The sequence below is a fragment of the Actinobaculum sp. 313 genome, from assembly GCF_003073475.1.
In the GTDB taxonomy this organism is placed as follows: domain Bacteria; phylum Actinomycetota; class Actinomycetes; order Actinomycetales; family Actinomycetaceae; genus Asp313.
Window position 1 is genome coordinate 243,704 of the sequence record NZ_CP029033.1, and the last position, 11,717, is coordinate 255,420.

The 11,717-nt window shown below is 60.2% G+C and carries 7 protein-coding genes, 1 pseudogene and 1 CRISPR repeat array (1 of these 9 cut by a window edge); all 8 genes and pseudogenes read right to left on the bottom strand.

What is annotated here, in order from left to right:
* A CRISPR array of direct repeats spans positions 1-3,204; the repeat unit is 28 nt; unit sequence GGATCATCCCCGCTCACGCGGGGTCAAC (it extends 2,011 nt beyond the left edge of the window).
* A gap of 49 nt (positions 3,205-3,253) precedes the next feature.
* Positions 3,254-3,406: pseudogene (cas2e, locus tag DDD63_RS01040) on the bottom strand (type I-E CRISPR-associated endoribonuclease Cas2e); the annotation flags it as partial.
* Positions 3,403-4,386, bottom strand: coding sequence for a type I-E CRISPR-associated endonuclease Cas1e (gene cas1e / locus DDD63_RS01045; RefSeq protein ID WP_108714817.1), 984 nt, complete (start codon positions 4,384-4,386; stop codon positions 3,403-3,405). The gene cas1e and the pseudogene cas2e, both read right to left, overlap by 4 nt.
* Before the next feature lie 11 nt (positions 4,387-4,397).
* Complete coding sequence (gene cas6e / locus DDD63_RS01050; RefSeq protein ID WP_240611312.1) at positions 4,398-5,219, bottom strand: type I-E CRISPR-associated protein Cas6/Cse3/CasE; 822 nt, start codon at positions 5,217-5,219, stop codon at positions 4,398-4,400.
* A complete protein-coding gene (gene cas5e / locus DDD63_RS01055) occupies positions 5,216-5,815 on the bottom strand; it encodes a type I-E CRISPR-associated protein Cas5/CasD (RefSeq protein WP_240611313.1) in 600 nt (199 codons plus the stop codon). Before cas5e ends, cas6e begins: the two co-directional genes overlap by 4 nt.
* 109 nt (positions 5,816-5,924) lie before the next feature.
* On the bottom strand, positions 5,925-7,079 hold the full coding sequence (cas7e, locus tag DDD63_RS01060) for a type I-E CRISPR-associated protein Cas7/Cse4/CasC (RefSeq protein ID WP_108714819.1): 1,155 nt from the start codon (positions 7,077-7,079) through the stop codon (positions 5,925-5,927).
* Positions 7,076-7,789, bottom strand: coding sequence for a type I-E CRISPR-associated protein Cse2/CasB (gene casB / locus DDD63_RS01065; protein WP_164505396.1), 714 nt, complete (start codon positions 7,787-7,789; stop codon positions 7,076-7,078). Before casB ends, cas7e begins: the two co-directional genes overlap by 4 nt.
* Positions 7,786-9,453, bottom strand: coding sequence for a type I-E CRISPR-associated protein Cse1/CasA (gene casA / locus DDD63_RS01070; RefSeq protein WP_108714820.1), 1,668 nt, complete (start codon positions 9,451-9,453; stop codon positions 7,786-7,788). Before casA ends, casB begins: the two co-directional genes overlap by 4 nt.
* Positions 9,450-11,555 (bottom strand): CRISPR-associated helicase Cas3', encoded by a 2,106-nt coding sequence (gene cas3 / locus DDD63_RS13045; RefSeq protein ID WP_346426241.1) that lies wholly within the window; start codon positions 11,553-11,555, stop codon positions 9,450-9,452. Before cas3 ends, casA begins: the two co-directional genes overlap by 4 nt.
* Between the last annotated feature and the right edge of the window lie 162 nt (positions 11,556-11,717).

The following is an 11,717-nucleotide window of genomic DNA, read 5'->3' on the forward strand; positions in this document are numbered from 1 at the left end:
CGGATCATCCCCGCTCACGCGGGGTCAACCGCGACAAGGCCTCAAACATGCGCGAAATCTGAGGATCATCCCCGCTCACGCGGGGTCAACTGTTAGCGGAGCGGATAGCGTCAGAGCCGAAAAGGATCATCCCCGCTCACGCGGGGTCAACTCATACTCGCCCCACGTCACCACCGGAGCCGCCCGGATCATCCCCGCTCACGCGGGGTCAACCCGTGAGCGCCAACGTTGCCCTCCTATCGGCTAGGATCATCCCCGCTCACGCGGGGTCAACCAGCCGCGTGGGACTGTCACATTGTCGCCTACAGGATCATCCCCGCTCACGCGGGGTCAACGTCCACCACCATCCATCCCCCCATCCGGAACTTAGGATCATCCCCGCTCACGCGGGGTCAACTTGTGCTGGGATCATGACAGGCCGCTCCCTTCCGGATCATCCCCGCTCACGCGGGGTCAACGAGGCCGATGATGCGGTTGATGTGGGGGCGGACGGATCATCCCCGCTCACGCGGGGTCAACAGGAGACGCTGACTATGCGCGGCTTCGCTTGACGGATCATCCCCGCTCACGCGGGGTCAACGTCGCATGTTGCGGACCTTCTCGCCGCTGGCGCGGATCATCCCCGCTCACGCGGGGTCAACTGATCGCGCATGATCTCGCCACCTCGGGGCTAAGGATCATCCCCGCTCACGCGGGGTCAACCCGCTAGATGACTTGGTGAGGGTACGCGAGGGGGATCATCCCCGCTCACGCGGGGTCAACCAACGTGTCGGTCGTCCGACGTACCGGGCGGGCGGATCATCCCCGCTCACGCGGGGTCAACCAACGTGTCGGTCGTCCGACGTACCGGGCGGGCGGATCATCCCCGCTCACGCGGGGTCAACATCCCCATGGCCTCGGCCTGCTCCACGAAATCCGGATCATCCCCGCTCACGCGGGGTCAACGTATCCCGATGATCTCTACCGCGATGGCCGGGCGGATCATCCCCGCTCACGCGGGGTCAACTAGATGGGGCTGGAGTATGCTAAACCGCTCCAAGGATCATCCCCGCTCACGCGGGGTCAACGGCATAGATCGCGTCAGCCGAGGACGGATTGTCGGATCATCCCCGCTCACGCGGGGTCAACTGTTAGCGGAGCGGATAGCGTCAGAGCCGAAAAGGATCATCCCCGCTCACGCGGGGTCAACTGCGAGATCAACCCGTTACCATCTGGCCTACCCGGATCATCCCCGCTCACGCGGGGTCAACCGCGAGATCAACCCGTTACCATCTGGCCTACCCGGATCATCCCCGCTCACGCGGGGTCAACCGCGAGAGCGCGGCGGCGACTGAGAAGGTGGAGGGATCATCCCCGCTCACGCGGGGTCAACGCACTGCCATACGTGAAAATAACGTGTGTAGCCGGATCATCCCCGCTCACGCGGGGTCAACCCGAAGGCGCGCGGATTAGCAACCGTGTTAGACGGATCATCCCCGCTCACGCGGGGTCAACGCTTCCCAGTCTGTGATGGGTGCTCCGAAGTACGGATCATCCCCGCTCACGCGGGGTCAACGCCCCCGTCCGCTTGAGCACGGCCAGCGTGTCAGGATCATCCCCGCTCACGCGGGGTCAACCCGCCTGGGCGAGTGACGCGTTTGGTGCCGCGAGGATCATCCCCGCTCACGCGGGGTCAACTTGTCGGGAGTGTATACGGGCTCCGACGTGCTGGGATCATCCCCGCTCACGCGGGGTCAACTCCACGATGGAGTCGGTGAGGCGTGTTCTCTCGGGATCATCCCCGCTCACGCGGGGTCAACCCGGGAATTCGGTCCAATTCGACCGGGCCTTCCGGATCATCCCCGCTCACGCGGGGTCAACTGCGTGTCGAGGTGGCGCGCGGTAGCCGGATTAGGATCATCCCCGCTCACGCGGGGTCAACACCCGGCTGCCGAACGGGAAATGGCGCGGCAGCGGATCATCCCCGCTCACGCGGGGTCAACTATCATGCCGGGCGGGCAAAACCCGCTGGGTAGGGATCATCCCCGCTCACGCGGGGTCAACTCCGATGCCCTCATAGCCGAGTTTGTCGGCCCAGGATCATCCCCGCTCACGCGGGGTCAACAACCGCGAACACGGAAGCCGCCGCGAAGCGGAAAGGATCATCCCCGCTCACGCGGGGTCAACCTACTCCTACGAGTGCGACGGTGAAACAGTTGAGGATCATCCCCGCTCACGCGGGGTCAACGGTTTTTGAGGTTGGGGACGGCTTCGAGGGCCGGGATCATCCCCGCTCACGCGGGGTCAACTGGACCGGCGGCATCGCCGGGTGGCGTGGGCTGGGATCATCCCCGCTCACGCGGGGTCAACATGGCCGCGTTGTATCCATGAGTACACCGTGGCGGATCATCCCCGCTCACGCGGGGTCAACGGCGGGACGGGCCGCACGGTCGAATGGGGCACAGGATCATCCCCGCTCACGCGGGGTCAACTCGATTGGCCACTGACCCACGCCGACACGATGGGGGATCATCCCCGCTCACGCGGGGTCAACACTGGCAAGCCCCCTACAATCCGCTGCCGTTCCGGATCATCCCCGCTCACGCGGGGTCAACAGTTCTCCTTTGTCATCATGTTATGGCGGAATAGGATCATCCCCGCTCACGCGGGGTCAACGCTATTCGCTGGCCTCTGGTCGTTCGCGGACGAGGATCATCCCCGCTCACGCGGGGTCAACCCGAGGACGCGGAGTTGTGCGGTGCGGCGGGCCGGATCATCCCCGCTCACGCGGGGTCAACCACCAAACTATCGGTGGAGGGCCTGTCCGGCACGGATCATCCCCGCTCACGCGGGGTCAACGGCATTAATCCGTTTTCCCCTTCGACGTTGCAGGGATCATCCCCGCTCACGCGGGGTCAACACCCAACCGCGATGGCTGACGCCTTCGCGGCACGGATCATCCCCGCTCACGCGGGGTCAACGTAGCACTCGTTGCCTACGGCGCCTACCGACTCGGATCATCCCCGCTCACGCGGGGTCAACGTCGCAGCCCACGCCTGCCGCGACGTGCACGCAGGATCATCCCCGCTCACGCGGGGTCAACTAGCGGCACCCCGGCCACCCTGGTCACGTGCCCGGATCATCCCCGCTCACGCGGGGTCAACGGCAAGGTAAATCTCAGCCGGTCTTCCCCTCTCGGATCATCCCCGCTCACGAGAGAACGTACAGTGAAGTGCTGCTCGGAACGCGTTGAGTAGACTAACAAAGCGCGACCATTGCCAATACTCTCACTAATGAGTTCCCAGACTTGTTCTCGTACTCGGGCCGACAAGTGCCCGACATAAACACCTGCGGAAACTTCGAGGAGCCAACGTGTCAGTGCTCCCCTGAGCCCGGCGGGGGCTGCGGAGAGAACGATGACGATCATGCGCCAGCATCACCCCCGGACGGCTCAGGATCGGGGTAGCTGCCCTCGTCATCTGGAATCACGGCCGCATAATTCGATCCCCCTGCAACAACCGCCTTCTGGTAGTCCCACAGGGATACAACGTTGACTTCCAGTGTTTCCTCGTCGTCAACGTCCAGAAGGCTTTGAATATCGTGCACGGAACGTTCGATAACCTTCAGTTCGAATATTCGGTCACGTACCCGCCTTCGCGTCGTGCCGGTAAGGTCGCTCATGCCCTCGGCGACGACGTCGAAGGCGATTGGAATAGTTGTCTCGGCCTTGTACAGATCGGCGATATCGTAGACGAAGGATCGCTCATGGCCGGTGTGCACGAAGCCGAGTCCCGGAGAACATCCCAATGAGACTATGACAGAGTGGACAACTCCGTAGAGCGCGGCATGTGCTGCTGAAAGTGACTGGTTGATGGGATCTGACGCAGTGAAGTCGTCCAGACGGTAGTCACGTCGACGCCAAGGCACACCGGTGCGCTGGGAGTGTTCACGATATACATCGCGAATCCGTGCTCCCTCTCTGCCGCGGAGCTGTTGCATGGTCAGCCCGGAGACATCTTCATCGGCGAAGCGCATCGAGTACATGTGCCTCGCAACACGCAGGCGTTTTTGTGGGGAAGAAACCTGGGCGGCCTGGGCGACAAGTAATCGCGTTGATGTAGCCAGTGAGCGCCCATGAGCGTAATAGCGCACACCGCGCTCGCCGACCCAGACCGCCGTCGTGCCGCACTCCCCGAGTAAGGTCATTGCTTGGTGACTAACCGAAGTGCCCGGCCCAAGCATGACGGCGAGCAGCGATGCTGCAGGCACTCTAATAGTCCCTGCAGCATCGCGTGCTGTTAGCGCGCCGTCTTCACGGTGAACCACGCAGTGCTCCACGTACAAAAACGTCATTCGGTCCTGAGCGCGTGGAAGCGCCGTTACCGGAACGGGAAGCAGGCGGGCCATCGTCGTCAGCCTCAGTGCGGATAGGCCAGCGTCATCAGCCCACAGCCGTAGGCTTTCGATGCTCCGAGACCGCTTACGAGCATGTGCCGTAGCCTCTCCGCATCGGTTACTCGCAGTATCCCCTCGTACACGGTGCGATTGATCGTTACCCGGTCGTTGCCGCTACCGTCTTTCCGACGGCGACGGAAAGACGGCCGCTCCCGGCGGACAACGAGGGCGTTGACGGAGGCCGCAGGATCGTCATCACCTTGTTCCGTGCTAGCGCTACCGTCTAGGGCTACATTTTCACCGGGTGCAGATATGCGTGGAGTATCGCCGTGCCCGTCGCTGGAAGCGATGTTAAAGCCATGCTTTTCGCACCGTTCCAACAACCACTTGGCTTGGTGCATGATGGAAACGTGCCCGTATCGCTTTCCCCGATTGCCAGAGTCTTGTGACTTGGCGTACATGGGGTTTGCTGCGAGACGGAAGGCCCACAATTGGCCTTCGCTCAGTTTGCGAAGGAAAGGAGCGTAGTCGACTGTACGCGCTTCGCCAGCTCCGGCAGTATTCTCCAGCTTCTCCATGTCGGGAGTAGTGGGTGAGACGATGTAGAGCTTCGTTGTGAATGCGCCCTCATCGACCCGCCACAAGACTCGCCCAGGACCTAATGAATCGTTCGGATCGGAGTATGTGGGGATAGCTTCCAGCGATTCGCGGCTGTCAGCCTCAGCGTTGGCATCGCGGCCTGAACACGCCGCCGCAACCACTGCATGCATCACTTGTGGAGATCCGAGGTAACGACGGGTGTCCCGCCGTTTGATGTCGAGCTTGAGTTGGGTTAGGAACATCATGCCTCCTGAGCTTGCTGGGCTGCATCCATAGGGTCGTGCTGGTCGGGAAGCACTACCCGGAGATGTACCTTTGATCGCTCAACATCTCGGAACCCATATTCACGCCGACGTGGATCGAAGGAAAAAGGAACGTCCCGACTCCCGAAAGCGTAGTCGGTGGATTCCCCTTCGGGAACTGCTTTTTTGTCGACGAGAATCTCAACATCGGACTCTGAGGTTCTGCGAAGATACGTTTCAGAGGCATGCCACGGTTCAGTCCGTAGAACTTCCAGCAGCTCTCCTTCGCGTAGTCCCAAAGAGACCGGCAATGTCGGAGGGCAGGAACGACGCCCTAGATAGAGGGGGAACCGTGGATGACGCAGCGCGAAGTCGAGCCTCTCCAGAACGTCGCGGTGTCCCTCAATGCCAGCGAGGAACACCGCATCAGAAAGGTAGTAGCGGTTCGATAAAGGCATGGACTTTTTGCCGTCCAATGTACGTGCGGTGTGGAAGTCGCGCGTCACGGCTCCCGGCTGATCTATCCGAACTCCGAAACGGAGCATAATGAGATCCTCAACTGGGTCCGTGCGTCGTCGCCCTTCAGCGGCGGCGAGCATGCCAATGATTCCGCTTTTTGTGGGGATAGTTCGGTGGCGCGAACAGTGAAACGTGACTTCACTCCCCACGATTGCAAAGGTCCGCCGAGCCGAATAAGAAGAACAGTCATTAGCCTTGCTCCGGGCTGCTCGCGTCTGTCTCCGAATTGCTGCCCTGGACGCTGGCGCGCACAGCAGTACTGAGTTCTTTATAGGTCACGCGCCGGCCGAGTCTGTTGACGGCATCAGAATCGTCAAGCGCGACCACGAAGCTCTCTTGCGGTTCCAAGCCGTACTGGGCAACGACCTTGTCAGCATATGTTGCCAAGGCGTCTATTGACCGCGCAACGTAGCCGCGAGAAGAGTCCTGCTTGACGGCTTCCTCAAACGCGCCGACGAATGATATCGGCTGGTCATCACGAACCATTACGACGATGGCATCTGGCAGCGTACGGTTTGCGAACGTGTTCTGCTTGCCGGTAGGCATGGAGGTGGCGAATCCATCAACGAATGCTGTGAGAGCGCGTAAAGTGGCCTCCTTATCCCCAAGGTTTTCGTGCAGCATGTCGAGGTTCACGGTGGCGTAACGGTAGACCGTGGCGGAGGAGAATTCGACCGTTCCCATCATGCCTGCGCCGACGTCCTCTTCCGCATCGGAGCGCGCCTTGGCATCATCGACTGCTGTGAAGAAGTCATACTCATTTTCAGCTGCGTGCGTGGATAACGCGTGCGCAACCTGGCAAGCGGCATCAACGTTGAGATCGGCGTCGTCGGCTACCATCCGTCCGAAGAGTGCCACGTCAATGGAGTTGTCAGACTTGAAGATAGTCTTGACTGCCTTCTTATCGAGAGGCGCCCCGGAGTGCGAACACTTGACGGCGAGTTCCGCGAGTTGAACAATCTGCCGGTACGACAGGAAGATCAGATAGCCAGATTCGGCAGGTTTTGGCGCCGCACCCTTCGTCGTACGAGGAGAAGAGGTCTTGATACCCGCAGCCTTGAAAATCTCCTCCGCAAGGTTTTCTGCATCGTCAGCCAAATCGGCAGCCTGGGTGGTGATTTCGCTGGCAAGTAACCCTACAACGCGCTTTGTGCGCGTGCCTAGCTCACTGGAGTCGAGGTGATCTTGGAAGTAGAGACGTGTGGCGTGCTTCCAAGATTGACTGGAAATGCGCAGGCGCCGCACGCCCCCATAAACTGCGGACTTTGGGGAGCCGGTGTCATCACGATTGACGCACGATGGCGGAAGATTCTGGATGATGTGGATGTCAACGTAGGTGCTCATAATGCTTGTTCTCCATTGTGTGTGTTATCGGATATGTCGGATGACGAGGGTGCGCCGTCGTCCTGTGGTGGTATGCGGTAGTACTGTCGCGACCAACGCAATCGGACTTCTTTGGGGCCGCCCGGGTACTGGAATGAAATGAGGTCGTCGGCCAGCATGGCGTAATCGAGAGGGATCTCTTCGGTCCGCAGCAGCGAGATGAAGGTACGTAGATGACGGCGTAGTTCAGCGGTCGTTGATGAAGTCACCAGGGCGTCGAAGCGGGCGCGTTTCGACGCCTGTTCTTCATCACCTGTGCCAATCAACTCACGAGCTGCGTAACCGAGCCCCCAGCCGGGGCGGTGCATTCCCTGCTGCCGTGACTGCTGGTGCACGGCGTACAGGGTCATCACGGTATGGGCAGCCAACTCCTCGGGTGTTGGTTGGTCTCCAACTCGCCCACTTCTTTCTGTGCCATTGGCGTACTTCGCTGGATCGACGGCGGTTAGGTCCCAGACGGAGGGAACCTCACCAGGTGCGCTTGCAGCAGCGTGCCGCAATTTGGCCAAGTTTGCTCTGGCATCGGAGTGCTCTTGCAGTATTTTCTTTTGTATGCCCACAATCCGTTGATCAAGACTGTGGGCGAGCTTACTGAGACGGGGGCGATACTTCTGCCGGTCATTTTCGGCCTCTCCACCATCCGTTGACTGCGTTGTATCTGTAGTGCTCATTCTCCTTCCTTTCTTTTGTCGTTGGGCTTGGTATCAACTTCTGACCGTGAGGATGTTTCCGGCCTTGGGAGTGTTTTGTTGAGAGCCGCGTAGAACCAGGCAAGAGCCTTGCCCAGATCAACTCGAGATGAGCCTTCTCCATGTCCGGTCACGGCGGTGGCCGGCGCAGCTGCAGCAAGGGCATCGGCCTGCGTGCGTGCTTCTTTGCGCAGCACGCCCCGCCATTCGTCGCGTGCTGCATCCGGGTCTGCTCCGTCAAGTGCCGCGAGCCAGCGAGGGAACTGTTGGTCTAGGACTAGATAGAACGCGATCCCGGCTTGCTTTGCAGCAACGTTTACCCGGTCAGGTTCGGCTCCCTGAGCGCGTGCTAGGTTTCCACCGAGATTACGCACGGCCGCTGCTACCTGCTCGGCTTCTTCCATGGCGTCGTGAACCACATCTACTAAACGCTCATTACCCGGTGCAAGAAGCGCGGCCGGAATAGCTAGAGTATCGTCGACCAATTCCTCAACCACGGCTTCTTGTGAGCCATACTGCATGCCCACCGCATGGACGGAAATCAACCCACGATTGAGAACGTATTCCTCTGCCATAAGCCAGCGGTGGAAACGGAGTACACCCGGGTTTATGAAGCGCTGTACTTCCCCGGCCCCTTTCACGGTGATGGAAGGGCTGAGCTGCGAGACCAAGCTTGGCAGGCCGCGCCACAGCGCCCGATCAGTGGGAAGCTTACGTGGCATGTAGACGGTGCGCTTGAGTTTCTTCGACTGCGGATCCGAGTAGCGCCACGCGCTCATCGGCTCGTAATGAAATCGATCTTGCGGGGTGGCCTTATCACCGTTCCCGAGGAAAACACCGGTGACGCCGTCATCGTCGCCGTGGAGCAAGATACGCCGGGTTTGCCATGTAAAACATGACACTGGGCCCGTCGGTTGCAAGTCCAAAGAACCCGCTGGACCGTCTAACTCGCGCTCCCAGGGCGGCAAATCCTCTTCCACCCTTCTCAAGCCCGAATTCTCTCCCGGCACGACGGTATTGAGTAGCAGAGTGCGCAGTAGCGTCTCACCTTCGACGGCGATGACCCCGATTTGCCCGGTCCATCCCGGACCGATGGGGTAACCTTTTCCGCCCTTGACGCTCGGGTCGCCGACCGCACCTGTGTGGATGCCAGATGGGTCGAAGGCGTGGGCATGGATGAGCCATCGCGCGGCCTCCGCCCAAGAAATCCGTTCAAGCCCCTCGCCGCCGCGAGTTGTGAAGAATGGCTCTCCATTTGGCACGTCGATGATAAGTGATTCCAGCCCGGAGACTTTATCGGATGCGGAATGGATTCCGGCTACTTGGAAGAAGGGTGCAGTCGAATCCCGTAAGTCGAAGCGAGGACGGTGACCTTCCAAATAAGCGATGGCATCATCTGCCAGGAGTTCGGGATTGTCCCAGTAGTCCAGCCAGGTCTCTTCGTTATCGGGGCCGTTCATGGTGCGGTGGCAGATCGCTAACAGCAATCGCAAGATCGCGATGTCCTGGCTGGCAATTTCACCGTGGATGCCGCTAATCGCATGCGCTTCACGAAAGATGCCAAGCAAGGAAAGCTGGACAGGGGAGCCATCAAGCCGGGCAATCCGGATCCAAGGCTCATCGAGTAGGTTGAAGGAGTCGGTCATTCTTTCGGGACCTCCATTAATCCGGTCGCAGAGTCGTAGGTCAGACGTTTTCCCAGTAGCGTGGCGACACCATCTACTAGCGGTAGGAAGAGCTGCCCCTGCAAGTTGTAATCATCCTGCCATGGGGCTACGACACATTTTTCGAGTGAATTGATTGCATCATCGATTTTGCGTCCGCTTGTGAGACTTGCGGGCAAGCGGACGGCGGAGAGCATCATGGCTCGGACCGTTGGCTTATCGGGTACTCGGTCAGTGGGGATACGAACGCCCGGCGCTTCGGGGGCTGTGCTGAGCGTGCGGAGCTCCGCATCTGAGGCATCGAGAAGAATCACTTCGAGAGAGTCTTCGCCGTCGCGGACCTGGGCACGGCCCTTTTCTTCGTTATCGCTCGCAGTGCCATCAAGCCATTGGACTAGTGACGTACTTGGGGCAGCTGGCTTGGGTGGGTGCAGAAGGAAGGTTTCTGCAGCTTCCGCTTTGGAGCGTTTCTCTTTCTCTGCGTCACTCAAGGCTTCTGCAAGCGCTTCCGCCCACGCGGGCGGTGAGGTACCTTCGTTGCCGTACACGGTCTCCATCAGATGATGGACATCGTCTGGTACCGATACGGTTCCGCCGCGTTCCAGCACCTCATTGATGGTGGCCGCGGTTCTCAGCAGGTCGTATGTGCCGTAAATTGCCTTCGCGCCGTGCTCTAAGTGTGGGTCTGGCTTTCCCGGCGATGGCAGGCACTGAACGTAGCAAAGCGGCTCCGTCAGGCGGGGAGGCCGTGGCCGTCGGTGGCGGTGCAACCGCCCCATGCGTTGCAGGATGAGATCGAAGGGCGCAAGATCGGTGATGAGCAGGTCGAAATCGACATCTAAGGATTGCTCAACTACTTGTGTGGCGACGACGATGGCACGCTCTGGACGCTTTATCTGGCGTTGAGTGCCTTGCTCTTCGCGGCCCGGAGGTCCGAAACGCGCCAGCAAGTCAGCATCTTTGGCTTGCCGGTCGGAGACTGTGAAGCCGGCGTGGTGCAGCGAGACATCCTCACCGAACACCTTGCGGAGTTCCAGGTAGGTGTTCTGTGCCCGACGTACCGTGTTACGCACCACGAGCGCGCAACCGCCGTCGGCCAAGTGCTCGCGGAAGAAGGACGTCAGGTCGACGTCGTCGCGCAGCGATTGAACGGTGGTGGTACTTCGCCGCCCGGATGACTGGGTAGGGGAAACATGACTGTCCGAGGATCCTACTGTTACCACGCATGGAAAGGGAGTGTTCAGTCGGGCGGCCACGTTTGAGGTGATAGCGGTTGTCCGCGATTTTAGGCCTTGTGCCACATTGAGTCCATCCCGGTACGCATTCACCAGCGCCGAGCACCGCTCTTCCGACAGTGTGGCAGAGAGCAAGATGACAGGTACCCCCATAGCGGCAACCCAGGTCAGAGCTCGATCCAGATAAACATTCATATAGGTGGAGTAGGAGTGCACCTCGTCCACGATTACTATCTTGCGGGAAAGCCCGAGATGACGAAGGGCAAGGTGCGGGGAACGCATCGCCCCGAATAGAAGGTGATCGACCGTCGTTACAACGAAGTCGGAGAGCATGGACTTCTTTCTCCCGTTGAACCAGGAGAGGATTGCAATATCCGTTTGGTGCTCTGTCGGTGTTGTGCGACTTGAGACTCGCGTACTCGCATTGGCTCGCGCTTCGACCTCGTCCCAGCCAATCTCGCCCGGTAGCGGCGTGGTGTGGCTGTTTTCCGGTGTGGGGCCCGCTGCGATGTCGTCGGCATCCTCACCCAGACTGCCGAGAAGTCGCTCATGGATCTCATACCCCTTTCGGCGCAGCATCGCGGCCTTCGTGTTCAGGCGAGCACGCCCGTGTAGCAGGCTAGTCGCGAAGACCGAAGGAGCACCGCTTGCGGAGTATGCCTCTTCAATGTGATCAAGCCACGTGAGTTCGCGTGCGAACATCGCATCTGTGGTTGCCTGCGTGGGCAGTGCGAAGAGAAGCCCGGAGCGGCCGGTTCGAGCGGCCAGAATCTCTGCCGCAAGCAGTGCGGCCTCGGTCTTGCCTCCTCCGGTCGCGTCTTCAACGATCATAAGACCGGGCAGCTCCATGGTACGGGCTGTTTCAACCGCCTTCTCTTGAACGGGAGTAGCGCGCGCCTCGACTGGCAGGCTGAATCGTGACGCAAGGAGGGCGTCCGCATCATTTCCACCATCATGGGGATGCCAAGGCGAAGGGATCTCGATGCGTGCCAGCGCATCTTCGCAACGGCC

Excerpts from the sequence above, each read along its gene's own strand:
- cas1e (WP_108714817.1), bottom strand. The coding sequence starts at position 4,386 with ATGGCCCGCCTGCTTCCCGTTCCGGTAACGGCGCTTCCACGCGCTCAG.
- cas6e (WP_240611312.1), bottom strand. The coding sequence starts at position 5,219 with ATGATGTTCCTAACCCAACTCAAGCTCGACATCAAACGGCGGGACACC.
- cas5e (WP_240611313.1), bottom strand. The coding sequence starts at position 5,815 with ATGCTCGCCGCCGCTGAAGGGCGACGACGCACGGACCCAGTTGAGGAT.
- cas7e (WP_108714819.1), bottom strand. The coding sequence starts at position 7,079 with ATGAGCACCTACGTTGACATCCACATCATCCAGAATCTTCCGCCATCG.
- casB (WP_164505396.1), bottom strand. The coding sequence starts at position 7,789 with ATGAGCACTACAGATACAACGCAGTCAACGGATGGTGGAGAGGCCGAA.
- casA (WP_108714820.1), bottom strand. The coding sequence starts at position 9,453 with ATGACCGACTCCTTCAACCTACTCGATGAGCCTTGGATCCGGATTGCC.
- cas3 (WP_346426241.1), bottom strand. The coding sequence starts at position 11,555 with ATGGAGCTGCCCGGTCTTATGATCGTTGAAGACGCGACCGGAGGAGGC.